The sequence below is a fragment of the Altererythrobacter sp. B11 genome, assembly GCF_003569745.1.
GTDB lineage: Bacteria > Pseudomonadota > Alphaproteobacteria > Sphingomonadales > Sphingomonadaceae > Croceibacterium_C.
Window position 1 is genome coordinate 1,296,842 of record NZ_AP018498.1, and the last position, 15,143, is coordinate 1,311,984.

Sequence of the window (15,143 nt, forward strand, 5' to 3'; positions counted from 1 at the left end):
TACCTCAGGCGGGGGGCGGCGGCAAAGCGGAATCTTGGCGCGGCGCCGGCTGCCCGTCGAAGCGGATATTGACCGTCACATCGCCGAAGCCGGCGACTTCCAGCGGAATGGTCAGGTTCTGCTGCACGGCGGCCACGGCGGCATCGCGGGCGAGGCCCATCAGCACCGGATTTGCGGCCTGCTTCACCGCCTGCTGTTCCGCCAGCTTGGTGTTGTCGCGCGTCAGCTTGTCCTGCGCCTCGCGGCTGATCCACAGGCCTTCACGCAGATATTGCGCACGCCCTTCGTCCAGATTGGGGCGGCCCACGGTAATCGCGGGCAGTTGCACGTCCAGCGTCTTCTCCGCCTCGTTCCATGCCAGCCGGCTGGCATCCACCTGCGACAGGTCCAGCGTGTAATCGACCCGCGCGGGAATCACCGCCACCTGCCGGCTGCGGACCATGCCGAACAGGCGGCTGTCGTCGCTCGCCACTACGGGGGAGAGCTGGGCGCTGAAGACGGTGAGCCGGTTCTGCTTCTCGAAGGCGACGAGGCTGGTGGCCAGCGGATCGCCATGATCCTCCGGCCCGAAGGCGCGCCAGCCCAGCCATGCGGCCAGCGCCAGGGTGAGAATGAACAGCAGCCAGGGCAACGCCTGCACGCGCGCCAATGGCCGCTCCGCTCGCGGTGCCGGGGAACCCGGCGGGGTGGTCGTGCCGCTTTTGCCCGGCATCAGCTTGCGATCGCCCATAGATCCCCTGAACGGGCAACCTGCCCACGCCGTTCCAGATCGATCAAATGCGCCCGCACGGATTGCCCGGCGGCGGGCCACAGCACTTCGGCCACCCCCTTGTACATCGCCGGCACCAGCCCTTCGGCCACGCTGCGCGGCCCTTCTTCCAGCAGGCGCAGGATCTGCCGTTCGCGCTGGCGGCGATGACCGATCATGCCGCGCACCAACTGGCGCGGCCGTTCCACCGCGGGGCCGTGGGCGGGATAGTAGATCCGGTCCTCCCGCTCGTGCAGGCGCAGCAGGCTGCGCATGTAGTCGCCCATATCGCCATCAGGCGGCGCGACCACAGTGGTGGACCAGCCCATCACATGATCGCCGGTGAACAGCGCGCCGCTTTCCTCCAGCGCGAAGCACAAATGGTTGGAAGTGTGCCCGGGCGTCGCCAGCGCAGCCAGCGTCCAGCCGGGGCCATGGATGCGATCGCCGTCCGCCAGCACGCGGTCGGGGCGATAGGCGTGATCGAAGGGCGCGTCCGCGCGGGGTTCGTCGCTGTCGATGGCCAGCGGCGCGCAGCCCACGATCGGCGCCCCGGTGCGCGCCGCAAGCGGGGCCGCGGCGGGCGAATGATCGCGGTGCGTGTGGGTGCAGCAGATGGCGATCACCCGTGCATCCCCGATCGCGCGCTCCAGCGCGGCCAGGTGTGTGGGTTCGTCCGGCCCGGGGTCGAGCACCGCCAGCGCCTCTTCCGTGCCGATCAGATAGGTCTGGGTGCCGGTGAAGGTGAAGGGCGACCCATTGGGCGCGAGCACGCGGCGCACCAGCGGTTCCAGCTGTTCGCAATGGCCGGTGGGCCAGGGCTTGGGGGGCAATGCCATGCGGGGGATATGGGAAGGCGGAGCGCCGGAGTCGAGCCGGCGCGCGGCGCCAGAGCGGCGCGGCTAGAGGCCGACGCTCACCTGATCGAGCCGCTCGCACAGTCGGTGGATCGCCGTGGGATGCATGGCGAAGCGGCCCTGCCAGGCGCGGTCGAGCCGCTCGACCCGGGCATAGAAGCGCCGTGTCCGCTCCACCAGTTCGACGATCGCCGGCGGCAGCAGCGCGGCCTGTGCGGGATCGGCTTCCGGCTGGGGCGGCGGCAGGCGGCCGTGGCGCCGCAGCTGGAACTCGCTGAGATCGCCCGCGAAATAGGCCCGGTGGTTGAGCAGCCAGGCCAGCGCATGCATCATTCGCGTGGTGGTGCGCAGCGCCTCGCACGAGAGGGCGATGCGGGCGAGATCCTCGTCCGCGCCGGCGATGTCCAGCCGGCCGGAAAGATCGAAGGTGCAACGCGCTTCGTCCGCCAGGTCCAGGGCCTGGCAATACAGCGTTTCGATGATCGTCGGGCTGAGATCGGCAGGGCTGTTCATCGGCGCTAAAGCTATCCCGAATTTCTGCCTGAGCGCCATAGGCGCGGGGCCGTTTTTCCGCCGTTTTCCGCGGCTGTCCCGCAAAGGAACGCGCCCCGGGCTTGACATCGCCCCGGCGGCGGGCGGCGGCCATCCCGCCGGTCAGGCGATGATATCGGGCGTCAGGTAATCCTCGATGATCGAAATCTGGTCACGCAGGCGCAGCTTGCGCTTCTTCAGCCGGGCGATCTGCAACTGATCCGGACTGTTCGCACCCGTGAGCGCGGCGATCGCGGTATCGAGATCGCGATGTTCGGTGCGCAGCAAGACCAACCTCTTGCGCAGCTCCTCTTCGCTCACGGCAAACCCCTTCGTTGCATCGCCAGCCAGCCTCCCATCGTCGCAGGCCGGGTTTGCCGATCTATGGCTATTATGTTTTGATGACAATTGCGCGGCTCGAAGCCTCGCTTTGAGTCGTTCGCAACTGTCGTTCCGGGGTTTACCCCAGCCAATCAGGAGAACGCGTATGGAAACTTCGCATGTCGCCGCCCTTCAGGCCAAGCACGAGACGCTGGAGCGTCGTCTGCGCGACGAGATGAACCGGCCGGCTCCCGATGCAGTGATGGTGCAGCACATCAAGAAGCAGAAGCTGATCATCAAGCAGGAAATCGCCGCGCATTGAGCGGTTTCGGCCGGACGGGCGGGTGCGAGGGGCGCCCGCCATGCCGGCATCCGCGCTGCCCGCCCCCGGCGCTTATCGGAGGGGCAACATTCCCAAGCTCGCGCTAATGCGATAGGCGGTGTTCATGTCCGCCGCCGCAGCCGCCCGCTCCATCCTGACCCAGCTTCACGAGGTGATGGCTTCCCGGCTTCACGCGCAGGGCAAGCTGAACCAGGTCGTGGATATCATCGGCGAATCGCTGCACAGCGAAGTCTGCTCCATCTACCTGCTGCGCGAAGGGCTGCTGGAACTGTTCGCCACGCGCGGCCTGAACCAGGCGGCGGTGCATGTCACCAAGCTGGCCGTGGGCGCCGGCCTGACGGGCACGATCGCCCAGAATATCGAGACGCTGAACTTGGCCGAAGCGGCCACCCACCCCGAATTCCAGTATCGCCCGGAAACGGGGGAGGAGAAGTTCCATTCCTTCGCCGGCGTGCCGATCGTGAGGCGCGAGCGGGCCATCGGTGTGCTCACCGTCCAGCACACCGAGCCGCGCCGCTATGAAGAGGTGGAGATCGAGGCGCTGCAGACCGTGGCCATGGTGCTGGCGGAGCTGATTCACAATGCCGGGCTGGTCGATGGCGAAGGCACGGGCGAGGGGGCGGAGCACCATTCGGGGCAGGAAGTCCTTGGCGGGCTGCAACTGGTGAAAGGCCTCGCCTGCGGGCAAGCGGTGTTCCACCAGCCGCGCATCGTGATCGAACAGACCGTGGCGGAGGATATCGAGGCCGAGCGCCAGCGCGTCTATATCGCCTTCGACAAGATGCGCGAGCAGATCGAGCAGATGTCGGGCCAGGCGGAGTTCGGTGGCGGGGGCGAGCACGAGCAGGTGCTCGAGACCTACAAGATGTTCGCCTATGACGAAGGGTGGAGCCGCCGGATCAACGAGGCGATCGATTCCGGCCTCACCGCTGAGGCAGCGATCGAGCGCGTGCAGCAGCGCACCCGCATGCGCATGCGCGAGATCCAGGATCCGCTGCTGGCGGACCGGATGCACGATCTGGAGGATCTCTCCAATCGCCTGCTGCGCATCGTCTCCGGCCAGCTGGGCACGGCCGCCAGCGTGGGGCTGCGCGGCGATTCCATCCTGATCGCCAAGAACCTCGGCCCGGCGGAGCTGCTGGAATATGACAAGCGCCGCCTGAAGGGCGTGGTGCTGGAGGAAGGCTCGCTCACCGCGCATGTCGTGATCGTCGCCCGTGCCATGGGCGTGCCGGTGATCGGGCGCGTGCGCAATGCGCGCGGCCTGATCCGCGAAGGCGATCAATTGCTGCTGGATGGCGATCACGCGCAGCTGACCATCCGCCCCGGCCCCGGTGCGGTGGAGGCCTTCGAGGCGCGTTCCGCCCGCAACCGCGAAAAGCAGGCCGCCTATGCCCGGCTGCGCGATGTGGAGCCGTTCAGCCGCGACGGGGAACGGGTGGAGGTGATGATCAACGCGGGCCTGCGCGATGACATGCCGATGCTTAGCCTCACCGGGGCGGACGGCATCGGCCTGTTTCGCACGGAGTTCCAGTTCCTGGTGTCCGCCACGCTGCCCCAGCGCGACCGGCAGACGCGGCTCTATCGCGATGTGCTGGATGCGGCGGGGGACAAGCCGGTGATCTTCCGCACGGTGGACATCGGCGGCGACAAGTCGCTGCCCTATCTGCGCAGCGAAAGCAGCCGCGAGGACGAGAACCCGGCCATGGGCTGGCGCGCGCTGCGCCTGGCGCTGGAACGGGAAGGCCTGCTGAAGGCGCAGGCCCGCTCGCTGCTGGAAGCGGCGGCGGGGCGCACGCTCAGCGTCATGTTCCCCATGGTTTCGGAACCGTGGGAGTTCGAAGCCGCGCGTGACGTGTTCGAAAGCCAGGTGGCCTTCCTGCGGCGCCGCAAATACAAGCTGCCCGAAGCGATCCGCTATGGGGTGATGCTGGAAGTGCCCGCGCTGGCGGAGATGCTGGACCAGCTGATGCCGCGCTTGTCGTTCATCTCGGTGGGCACCAATGACCTTACCCAGTTCCTCTTCGCAGCGGATCGGTCCAATCCCAAGCTGGCGGAACGCTATGACTGGCTGAGCCCGGCGATCCTGCGCTTCCTGCGCCGGGTGGTGATGGCCACCGTGGGACAGAATGTGACGCTGGGCGTGTGCGGCGAAATGGGTGGCCGGCGGCTGGAGGCGATGGCGCTGCTCGGCCTCGGCATCCGGCGCCTGTCGATCACGCCCGCTGCGGTGGGGCCGATCAAGGAACTGGTACGCAAGCTGGACATGGCGGAAATCGGCGCGGCGATGGGCGGCTGGCTGGCCAACCCGCCGGCGGACCTGCGCGGCACCATGCACAAATGGGCGATTGAGCGCGGGATCGAGGTGGAATAATTCTGTGGGGGCCATTGCCCGCTTGACTTGGTGCAGGCACACAAGGCTTGTGGGCGGCACGGGGTTCGCACCAGAACCAGCGCCAAGCTGGAGCTCGAATGACTGACACGACAGAAACGGAGATGGAGCCGCAGGCGCCGCAGGGTGTCGGGCCGCAGCTGCGCGCCGCGCGGGAAGAGCGGGGGCTTACGCTGCAGCAGGTGGCCGCCGAAACCCGCATCCCCCAGCGCCATCTGGCGACGATGGAAGCCGGGGGATTCGCCGCGCTGCCGGGCCGCACCTATGCGGTGGGTTTTTCGCGGACCTATGCCAAGCTGCTTGGTCTCGACCAGGAAGATGTGGCTGCCCGGGTGCGGGCGGAACTGGATGCGCAGGAAGTCCACAGCGGCGCCCGCGCCGCCTCCTTCGAGCCTGGCGACCCGGCCCGCGTGCCCTCCGCCCGGCTGGGCTGGATCGCGCTCGCTGCGCTGGTGCTGCTGGTGATTGGCGGCTTCGCCTTCATGCGCGCGCTGTTCATTCCCGCGGCGGAGCTGCCTCCGCTGGTGAATCCCGAGGCGACGCCCAGCGCGTCGGCCCCCGCCACCGCGCCGTCCGCCGCCGCGGCCACGCCAAAGCCGGCGGGGCCTGTGGTGTTCACTGCGCTGGAGGACTCCATCTGGGTCAAGTTCTACGACGCGGAGGGGCGCCAGCTGATGCAGAAGCTGATGGCCAAGGGCGAAAGCTACACCGTGCCGGCGGATGCCGCCGGGCCGCAGATCTGGACCGGGCGGCCCGATGCGCTGGCGATCACCGTGGGCGGGCGCCCCGTCCCGAAACTGGCGGAAGACGATATGGTGATGCGCGATGTGCCGGTGACGGCCGCAGCCTTGCTCGCGCGGAGCGAGCCGGTCGCTACGCCCACGCCCGCACCATCGCCCACAGCCTAGGCCAGGCCCTGCCTCGACAAGCGATTCCCGTCTTGGCACAGTGCCGCTCAGCATCGGTTTTGTCGCCGCGCGGCAGGCGCCCCGCGGCACGCATGGAGGATATCGAGTAATGCGTTATTCCAGGATGGCCCCGCGCACGGCGATGACGGGGGCGGTGCTGGCGGCGCTGGCCGCGGGCATGATGCCATCCGCCGCCGCCGCGCAGGACAGCGACGCGCGGCTGCGCAAGATCGAGGCGGAGATTCGCGCCCTGCAGCGCAGCGTGTTCCCGGGCGCGGACGGCCGCTATTTCACGCCGGAGGTGACGACCCCGCCGCAAAACCCGCCGGCGCAACCGGTCGGCACGCCCTCCACCACGGCCGTCACCGACATGCTTGTGCGGCTGGATTCGATCGAGGCGCAGCTGGCCACGCTGACCGCCCGCACCGAAGAGAACACCAACACCATCGCCATGCTGAAGGAAGAGATGGAGGCGATGAAGCTCGCCCCCTCCGCCAGCGGCGCACTTCCCCCGGTCGGGAGCACCGGCAGCAGCGCGGGCGCCGCGCGCACCGGCGGTCCGACCGGGATCATCCCCGTGCCCGGCAGCGGGAGCGGCACCGCCGGCCGGGCCCCGGCGCAGGCGAGCGCCGCCACCCCGGCCGCTGCACGGCCGAGCGCGGAACGGCTGGCGGCGGTGCAGGCGATCGCCAAGCCCGCCACGGACGATCCGGGCGATGACGAATATGTCTATGGCTTCCGCCTGTGGGATGCGAAGTTCTATCCCGAGGCGGAACAGCAGCTGGCGCTGTTCCTGGAGAAATATCCCAGCCATTCGCGCGTGTCCTATGGCCGCAATTTGCTCGGCCGGGCCTATCTGGATGATGGCAAGCCGCGCGATGCGGCGCGCTATTTCCTCGACAATTACCAGTCGGACAAGAATGGCGCCCGCGCGGCCGACAGCCTGCTCTACCTGGCCGAGACGATGATCACGCTGGGCGACACCAGCCGCGCATGCATCGCCCTGGCGGAGTTCGGCGATACCTACCCCGCGCTCGCCACCGGGCGGCTGAAGGACCAGTATGAGCGCAACCGCGGACGGGTCGACTGCAGCTGAGGCCTCGCCGGGCGGGGCAACGGCACGCTTTGCCGACGCTCTCGCCCAGCTATGGCCGGGGGAAGGGCGCATCGGCCTCGCCGTATCGGGCGGGGTGGACAGCCTCGCCCTGCTATTGCTGGCAGAGGCCGCAATTCCTGGCCGCTTCGAAGTCGCCACCGTCGATCACGGCCTGCGGGCTGAGGCGGCCGGCGAATGCGCCATGGTGGCCCGCCTCTGCGCAGGGCGAGGCATTGCCTGCGCCGTGCTGCCCGTCAGCGTGGCCTCCGGCAATCTGCAGGCGAGCGCCCGCGCGGCCCGCTATGCGGCGCTGAGTGCCTGGGCGCGGGAGCGGGGACTGGGCGCTCTCGCCACGGCGCATCATGCGGATGACCAGGTGGAAACCGTGCTCATGCGCCTCGCACGGGGGAGCGGGGTCGCCGGGCTGGCGGGCATCCGCGCGCGCGGGGTGGTGCCGGGATCGGACCTGCCGCTGCTGCGCCCGCTGCTGGGCTTCGACCGGGCGGAACTGGAGAGCATCGTGGCCGCCGCGGGGCTCGATCCGGTGCGCGATCCCAGCAATCTGGACGAGCGGTATGATCGGGTGCGCCTGCGCCGCTGGCTGGCGGAAAACCCGCTGATCGGGGCGGAGGCGGTGCGGGCCAGCGCCGCCCATTGCGCCGATGCCGATGCGGCTCTCGTCTGGGCGGCGGAACGCGAATGGGCCGAGCGGGTGGAGCGGGTGGAAGGGGGCTTGCGCTATCGCCCCGCCGCGCCGCGCGCCGTGGCCCTGCGGATGCTGGAACGCGCCGTGGCGGAGCTGGGGGGCAGTGCGCGCGGCGGCGCGCTGGCGGCGATGCTGTCGGCGCTTGAGCGCGGCGAAAGCGCCAATGCCGGCGGCGTGCTGGCGCGGGCGGAACGGGGCGTTTGGCTGTTTACTGCCGAACCGCCCCGGCGCGGCACTTAGCCCGCCAGCGGCGTGCCGATGCCCGCGTTCACGCCCTTTGTGATGATGACCCGGTCGCCCTTGCTCGCCTCGGCATAGAGGCGCGAGACGAAATCGTCCGGCGCCGACACGCAGCCATGGCTGGCATAGCCGTTCTGCACTGTGGAGCCGCCGTGAATGGCGACCCCGTCCCAGGTGAGCCGCATGGTCCAGGGCATCGGGGCGTCGCCGTATTTCTCGGAGATATTGTGCCGTTCCTTGGTCAGGATCGGAAACGTGCCCAGCGGAGTGGGATGGTCGGGCGTGCCGATCAGCACCGCCGCCGCGCCGATTTCATAACCGTCGCGGAAGACGGAGAGCACGCGCGCATCGAGATCGACGGTGATGACCAGCGGCCCCTGCGGCACGCCTTCATCATCCCAATGCCATTCGCCATATTTGATCGGGCCGGCTATCGGCAGGATGCGCTTGATGACGAGCGGAGCATCCTCGACCGGCGCAGCGGCAATCGCCTCGGGCGCAGCTTCGGCCGGGGCGGGGGCTGGCGCGGTGACGCCGTCATCCGCCTGCGCCAGCACATCCTCCGGTTGCAGCCAGGCATCGGGATCGACCGTTTCCGGCTGTGCAGGCGCGCGCCCGGCCACGATGGCCGAACCGATCAGCGCCACCGCCAGCAGGGTGGGGCCACCGATCCATTTGAGCGCTGCGATCATGGCCCGCATGATGCGTGGTAAAGGATCTGTTTACCACCGGCGCTGCGCCTCCCGTCCCGCTGCGAGACGGCGAGGCGTGGGAAGTTAACGATCAGCCGTGGGCGCCGAACTGGTTGGCGATGGTGGTGGAGATGCGCAGCGAGAGCGCATAGGCACGGTCGATCGGATCGATGAAATCGCGCCGGATCGATTCGTAGCCTTCCGATCCGCGATCCGGGAAGTCGGTCGGCTCGGACAGATCGAAATCGCCGATCTTCGGAAAATGCGTGGGGAAAGTGCGCCGCAACTGCTTCAGCGCATCCTCGATCCGCAGGGTGAAGACCATCTCCAGCACATCCTCGCGCGAGATGTCGTTGGCGCGGCTGAACAGCGGGATGGAGACGGCGCGGATGAACATGTGCTGGAACAGCGCCAGCCGCAGCGCCTGGCACACGCCGATCGCCCGGCGCACCTGCTCCCGGTCTTCCAGCGGGCTCTCGTTCGGCACCAGCGCCAGCAAGCGGTGCAGCTTCAGCGCATCGACCCGGAGGCGCGAGGCGAGACGGCGGAACACGCCGATGCGATCATCCTTGATGAGATATTCGGCCAGCGCCCCGCAGGGCCCGGACAAATGGCTTTCCGTGCCGCGATAGGGGCGACTGGCCCAATAGGCGGAATTGAACAGCTCGCCATAGGCGGCCACCGTCTTCACGCTGGCCAGCGCATTGGCCGCGCGGGCAAGGCGGAGCAACTGCCGCCCGCGCTCGCTGTCGCGCAGCAGGGCGGCCAGCTCCTCGTAATTGCCGTCCGCCGCCGTGCCGATGCCGGCGATCACATTCACCGGATAGCCCAGCTGCTGCATGATCGCATTGTGCGGGATCGCGCGGATCTGCCGCAGGCTCATCTCGCGGTCGGCCGAAAGGTCCGACTGGCGGCGCGATACGCGGCTGCCCGTGGAATTGAGCATTCCCAGGCCGAAGGCGGTGATCGCCCGGCTGTAGGTGCGACTTTCCAGATGGGCATGCTGGTGATCGCGAATGGCGCGATAGAAATCGAGACTCAGATCGGTGCGGCGATAGAAGGGATCGGGCGGCGCATCGGGATCGGTATGGGCGGGGCGCTGCTGCACGATCCGCGTCAGCGTGGCCAGCGCGAGTTCGGGCGTGGCGAAGAACAGATAGCCGTCGCCGCCCTGGAAGCTCACCTCTGGTTCCAGCCGGATGCCGGCGCGCACGAAGCGGCGCCGCGCCCAGGGGCTGAGCGGCCAGGCCAGCCGGTCGGCGAAGCTGGTGGGATGCGCGCCGCGCCCCATGCTCTCGCCATGTGTATCGAAGATCAGCGCCGCCACATCGGTGAGGCCGTTGGCCTCCATCGCCAGCGCCAGCCGGCCCTGCAGCCGCTCGATCGCCAGGCTGGCGGGGATCTGCCCGACGAACCGCCCAGCGTCGGAAAAGCCCGTCTGGATCGCCACCCGGCCGCGCCGGCGGGCGTAGGTGCGGTATTCCTCCTCCGCCAGCAGCGCGTCGAGGAAACGGCCGCCGTGTTCCAGCGCGTTTTCGGTTTCGAACAGGGGGGAGATATCCACCTTGTCCTCCACCCCGAACAGGCGCGCGAAGTAGAGGGCGGCCAGCACGGTTGCCGGCTCCTCGCACTCCGCGATCAGCATGCGGATCGGCGCATCGGCATCGACATGCTGCAGGATCTGCGCCATGGCCAGGAACTGGCGGATTGCGGTGCTGCTTTCGATGGCCAGCGCGGCGAAATTGCTGCGCACCGGCTTCACCTGCTCGATCGCGCGGCGCAAATGGACGATCGCCCCCTTGCTGGACAGGTCGATGGCGCTGTCCGGGTCGATCCGTCGGCGGATCGCATTGTGCAATTGCTTGGAATTCACCCGGAAGTGAATCCAGCCCATGCCCAGCCCGTCCGCCCGCATGGCAGCGGCCAGGGTCTTGAGCTGCACCCCGCGTTCCCCGCCGACTTCGCCCGCCTCCTGCTCCAGCGCGGCGATGTGGCGCTTCAGCGACAGCAGCTGGCGCGGATCATGCGCGGTCAGGCGGTTCGCGGCGACGGACAGCGCCGCGGGATCGGACAGGTCGGCGGCAAAGTCCTGCGCCCGGTCCGCGGCATAGGCGGCGGCGGGCTGCAATTCGCGCAGCAGCGGATGGTCCGCGTCGATGGCTTCCAGTGCGGCGACATAGCGCGCCAGCCGCTGAGCCTTTTCGGCCAGGCGAAAGCCCATGGAATTGGCCCAGGTAATGTCCGTGCGGCCATCCATGTCATAGCCGACCCAGCTGGCGAAGCGGAACGGCAGCGGGGCGAAGCTGCCCCATTCCTCCGGCCATTTCTGCTGCGCGGTGGCGACGGCCTGCGCCACGATGCGATCGCGCGCATCCTGCGCATGGGCGATCGCCTTCATCGCTTCGGTATGTTCATAGGCCAGCGTGATCGGCGGGCGATCGGCGGAGGCGGCGCATACGCCCGCGCCGATGGCATCGTCGCTGCTGGCCGCCTGCGCCACTGCCTCGGTCTGTCCGGGGGAGAGCAGGAAGGTGGGATGGGCGGTGAACACGGCGTGCAGCTGCGGATGTTCCCAGTGCGCCCGGAAGCGGGCGAAATCCTCGCCTCCCAGTTCCTCCGCCAGCGCGGCGTCATTTGCGGCGGGCGTCACGGGGGCCACCATCTTTCGCAGCCGCTCGGCCCGCGCCGCCATCGCGTCGCATTCCAGCTCCTCGATCAGCCTCTCGCAATCCGCCAGCGTCAGCTCCCCGCTTTCCAGCAGGCGCGAAAGATCGAGCGAGAGCTGGAAGACAGGATTGAACAGCGGCGTTTCCGCCGTGCGCTGGTGGAGGGCCTGCAGCCTCTCGGTGAGCTGGGCGACCGTCTTCATGGGCGCAACGCAGCCGCTTCGCGGGCCAGCGCCTCGATCGCCGCCTTGTCCGGCGGGCCGGCGGGGGAGACCCAGCTGCCGCCCACGCACAGCACCGGTTTCAGCGCCAGCCAGTCCGGCGCATTGGTGGCGGAAACGCCGCCCGTGGGGCAGAAACGGCATTGGCCGAAGGGCGCCGCCAGCGCCTTCAACGCCGGAATGCCGCCCGCGGCCATGGCCGGGAAGAACTTGAAATGGGTGAGGCCGAGATCGAGCCCCCGCATGATGTCGCCCGCATTGGCAATGCCGGGCAGGAAGGGCACGCTCGATTCCACCGCCGCCTTGCCCAGCCGTTCGGTGAGGCCGGGGGAGACGATGAATTCGCTGCCCGCGTCCAGTGCGGCGTCCAGCTCGGCCGGATTGGTCACCGTGCCGGCGCCGACGATGGCGCCTTCCACCTGCTTCATCGTGCGGATCGCATCCAGTGCCGCCGGGGTGCGCAGCGTCACTTCCAGCACGCGCAGCCCGCCCGCCACCAGCGCCTCGGCTAGCGGCAGCGCATGGTCCACGTCTTCCACGACCAGCACCGGGATCACCGGTGCGGTCAACATGATCGTTTCGATCGCGCTCATACGGCGAATCCTTTGTGATGCTGGTGGGCAAAGGCAGCCACGGCACCGAACAGGCCCGGCTGCGGATGGGTGATGAGCTTCACCGGGATACCGGCCATCATCTGTTCGTACCGCCCCTTGAAGCGGAAGCGGCCGGCGAAGCCCGATCGCGGCAGCAGATCGCGCAGGCGATAGCCGAGCCCGCCGGCGATCACCACCGCGCTGGCACCGTGGGCCAGGGCGAAATCGCCCGCCACGCCGCCCAGCGACTGGCAGAAGCGATCGACCGCCGCGCTGGCCAGCGCATCTTCCCGGTCCAGCCCGCGCTGCCAGATCTGGCGGTCTTCCAATTCGGGCACGGCGCGCTTCTCCAGCGCGGCCAGCGCCTGATAGATCGGCACGATGCCGGGGCCGGCCACCACTCGCTCCGCCGAGACGCGGCGGTGCTGCTGGCGCAGCCGCGCCAGGATCAGGTCGTCGATATGGTCCACCGGCGCGAAATCCACATGGCCGCCCTCGGTCGCCTGCACGTGATAGCCGGCGGCGAAGCGGTGGAAATGGGCGACCCCAAGGCCTGTGCCGGGGCCGATCACGCTGATCGTGCCGCGCGTGGGCAGCGGCACGTCCGGCCCGGCCAGATGGGTGAACTGATCCGCCGGCGCCTGCGCCACGGCGTGGGACACGGCTGCGAAATCATTGACCAGCGTGACCTTTTCCAGCCGCAGCTGGTCCTCCAGCGCATCGGTGTGGAGCACCCAGCTGTTGTTGGTCATGCGGATCGTCTCGCCGGTGATCGGGGCGGCGATGGCGATGGCGGCAATCGGCGGGGGCGGGGTGGTGCAGCGGCGGGCGAATTCCTCCCACGCGGTTTGCAGGCTGGCGAAATCGCCCGTCTTCAGCGTCACCGGCTCTTCTAGCGTGATTGCGCCGTTAGCGGCGATTTCCGCCAGCGCGAAGCGCGCGTGCGTGCCGCCGATGTCCAGCGAGACGAGCCTGGTGACGGAGCTTTGCGTCACAAGCCGGCCATCGCAAGCATGGCCGAGCCACCCTTCTCCGCCTCATCCGCATTGGCGCGGAACATGGCGAACAGCTCACGCCCCATGCCCTGCGCCGCCGGCGGCGGGGTGGCGGGCTCGCGCGCGGCGAGGTCGGCCGTGGTGGACAGGGTGCCGTCCACCGCGGAAAGGCGCACCACGTCGCCATCGCGCAGATAGGCCAACGGGCCCCAATTGCCGCTCATATCCCCCAGCGCTTCCGGGCTCGCGTGGATGGCGGCGGGCACCTTGCCGCTGGCACCGGACATGCGCCCGTCGGTGACGAGCGCGACCTTGTAGCCACGATCCTGCAGCACGCCCAGCGGCGGGGTCAGCTTGTGCAGTTCGGGCATGCCGTTGGCGCGCGGCCCCTGGAAGCGGACGACCACCACCACATCGCGGTCCAGCTCCCCGGCGGCGAAGGCCTTGGCCACCTGCACCTGATCGTCGAACACGCGGCAGGGCGCCTCGATCTCCCAGCGTTCGGGGTCCACCGCGCTGGTCTTGAAGCAGGCGCGGCCGAGATTGCCCTGCACCAGCCGCATGCCGCCATCGGCCTGGAACGGATTGGCGGCGGGGCGCAGCATCGCTTCGTCCCCCGAAGGGCCGGCCTCGCGCCAGGCGAGGTTCTCACCGTCCAGCCAGGGCTCGCTGCCGTAGGCCGTGAGGTCGTCCGCCGCCACGGTCACGATGTCGCGATGGGCAAGGCCCGCATCCAGCAGTTCGCGGATCACGAAGCCCATGCCGCCGGCGGCGTGGAAATGGTTCACGTCTCCCGCGCCATTGGGATAGACGCGGCTCAGCAGCGGCACGGCATGGCTCAGCTCGGCCAGATCCGCCCAGTCGATCTGCACGCCGGCAGCGCGCGCAAAGGCGGGGATATGGATCGCGTGATTGGTCGATCCGCCGGTGGCCAGCAGGCCCACGGCGGCGTTGACCACCGCCTTTTCATCCACGCATTGCGCCAGCGGGCGATAATCGTCCCCCTCGCGCGTGATCGCGGCCAGCCGGTGGACTGCGGCGCGGGTCAGCGCCTGGCGCAGCGGCGTGCCGGGCTGGATGAAGGCCGCGCCGGGGAGGTGCAGACCCATCATCTCCATCATCATCTGGTTGGAATTGGCCGTGCCGTAGAAGGTGCAGGTGCCGGCGGAATGATAGCTGCGGCTCTCGCTCTCCAGCAGTTCCGCGCGCGTCGCCTTGCCTTCGGCATAGAGCTGGCGGACCTTCTGCTTTTCCTTGTTGGCGATGCCGCTGGGCATGGGGCCACTCGGCACGAAGATGGTCGGCAACCAGCCGAAGCGCAGGCCGCCGATCAGCAGGCCGGGCACGATCTTGTCGCAAATGCCCAGCATGGCAACGCTGTCATACATGGCATGACTTAAACCGACCGAGGCTGCCAAAGCGATCACGTCGCGGCTGAACAGCGACAGCTCCATGCCGTCCGCCCCCTGCGTCACCCCGTCGCACATGGCGGGGGTGGCGCCGGCCACCTGCGCGGTGGCGCCCACTTCGCGGGCAAAGACCTTCATCTGCGGCGGATAGGCGCCATAGGGCTGATGGGCTGAGATCGTGTCGTTATAGGCGCTGATGATGCCGATGTTCGGCCCGCGCCGGGTGGCGATGCTGTCCTTGTCCTCCCCGGCGGCAGCAAAGCCGTGGGCGAGGTTGGAGCAGGGCAGCGCGACATTGCGGTCGCGGTGCCGGTCGCCCTCGATCGCCATCAGCTCCAGATAGGCCGCGCGGCTCTTGCGCGAACGGTCGATGACGCGATCGGTCACCCGTTCGATGGCGGGGTGGAGCCGGGTCATGTGCACTT

Annotated in this window: 14 protein-coding genes; 5 read left to right on the forward strand and 9 right to left on the reverse strand. The window is 68.9% G+C overall.

The genetic code is table 11. The annotated features are described in order from the left end of the window. Positions 1–4: 4 nt before the first annotated feature. The 4 genes from AEB_RS06195 to AEB_RS06210 all read right to left on the reverse strand — a co-directional run bounded on the left by AEB_RS06195 (position 5) and on the right by AEB_RS06210 (position 2,457). Positions 5–730 (reverse strand): DUF4230 domain-containing protein, encoded by a 726-nt coding sequence (locus AEB_RS06195; protein ID WP_231958937.1) that lies wholly within the window; start codon positions 728–730, stop codon positions 5–7. Then, entirely contained in the window at positions 712–1,587 is an 876-nt protein-coding gene (locus AEB_RS06200; RefSeq protein WP_119082401.1) for an MBL fold metallo-hydrolase, read from the reverse strand. The genes AEB_RS06195 and AEB_RS06200 overlap by 19 nt, the downstream gene beginning before the upstream one ends. A gap of 63 nt (positions 1,588–1,650) precedes the next feature. Next, positions 1,651–2,118 (reverse strand): DUF1465 family protein, encoded by a 468-nt coding sequence (locus AEB_RS06205; protein ID WP_119082402.1) that lies wholly within the window; start codon positions 2,116–2,118, stop codon positions 1,651–1,653. Between the two features lie 141 nt (positions 2,119–2,259). Next, positions 2,260–2,457, reverse strand: a complete 198-nt coding sequence (locus AEB_RS06210; RefSeq protein WP_119082403.1) for a YdcH family protein — start codon at positions 2,455–2,457, stop codon at positions 2,260–2,262. A gap of 166 nt (positions 2,458–2,623) precedes the next feature. Here AEB_RS06210 and AEB_RS06215 point away from each other — a divergent pair, with 166 nt between their 5' ends. The 5 genes from AEB_RS06215 to tilS all read left to right on the forward strand — a co-directional run bounded on the left by AEB_RS06215 (position 2,624) and on the right by tilS (position 8,142). Continuing rightward, a complete protein-coding gene (locus AEB_RS06215; RefSeq protein ID WP_119082404.1) occupies positions 2,624–2,779 on the forward strand; it encodes a YdcH family protein in 156 nt (51 codons plus the stop codon). 124 nt (positions 2,780–2,903) lie between these two features. Then, positions 2,904–5,174 (forward strand): phosphoenolpyruvate--protein phosphotransferase, encoded by a 2,271-nt coding sequence (gene ptsP / locus AEB_RS06220; RefSeq protein ID WP_119084493.1) that lies wholly within the window; start codon positions 2,904–2,906, stop codon positions 5,172–5,174. Positions 5,175–5,272: 98 nt separating this feature from the next. Continuing rightward, positions 5,273–6,100: a helix-turn-helix domain-containing protein gene (locus tag AEB_RS06225; RefSeq protein ID WP_119082405.1), complete on the forward strand. Its 828-nt coding sequence runs from the start codon at positions 5,273–5,275 to the stop codon at positions 6,098–6,100. 109 nt (positions 6,101–6,209) lie between these two features. Beyond that, positions 6,210–7,196, forward strand: a complete 987-nt coding sequence (locus AEB_RS06230) for a hypothetical protein (RefSeq protein ID WP_231958938.1) — start codon at positions 6,210–6,212, stop codon at positions 7,194–7,196. Further along, a complete protein-coding gene (tilS, locus tag AEB_RS06235; protein ID WP_231958939.1) occupies positions 7,162–8,142 on the forward strand; it encodes a tRNA lysidine(34) synthetase TilS in 981 nt (326 codons plus the stop codon). The genes AEB_RS06230 and tilS overlap by 35 nt, the downstream gene beginning before the upstream one ends. Here tilS and AEB_RS06240 read toward each other — a convergent pair. The 5 genes from AEB_RS06240 to edd form a co-directional block, all read right to left on the reverse strand. Continuing rightward, positions 8,139–8,834 (reverse strand): L,D-transpeptidase family protein, encoded by a 696-nt coding sequence (locus AEB_RS06240; protein WP_119084496.1) that lies wholly within the window; start codon positions 8,832–8,834, stop codon positions 8,139–8,141. The two genes, tilS and AEB_RS06240, sit on opposite strands and share 4 nt — an antisense overlap. A 91-nt stretch (positions 8,835–8,925) precedes the next feature. Beyond that, positions 8,926–11,703: a phosphoenolpyruvate carboxylase gene (locus AEB_RS06245; protein WP_119082406.1), complete on the reverse strand. Its 2,778-nt coding sequence runs from the start codon at positions 11,701–11,703 to the stop codon at positions 8,926–8,928. Further along, positions 11,700–12,314: a bifunctional 4-hydroxy-2-oxoglutarate aldolase/2-dehydro-3-deoxy-phosphogluconate aldolase gene (eda, locus tag AEB_RS06250; protein WP_119082407.1), complete on the reverse strand. Its 615-nt coding sequence runs from the start codon at positions 12,312–12,314 to the stop codon at positions 11,700–11,702. The genes AEB_RS06245 and eda overlap by 4 nt, the downstream gene beginning before the upstream one ends. Beyond that, complete coding sequence (glk, locus tag AEB_RS06255) at positions 12,311–13,309, reverse strand: glucokinase (RefSeq protein WP_119082408.1); 999 nt, start codon at positions 13,307–13,309, stop codon at positions 12,311–12,313. Before glk ends, eda begins: the two co-directional genes overlap by 4 nt. Further along, complete coding sequence (gene edd / locus AEB_RS06260; protein WP_119082409.1) at positions 13,306–15,135, reverse strand: phosphogluconate dehydratase; 1,830 nt, start codon at positions 15,133–15,135, stop codon at positions 13,306–13,308. Before edd ends, glk begins: the two co-directional genes overlap by 4 nt. Positions 15,136–15,143 lie beyond the last annotated feature (8 nt).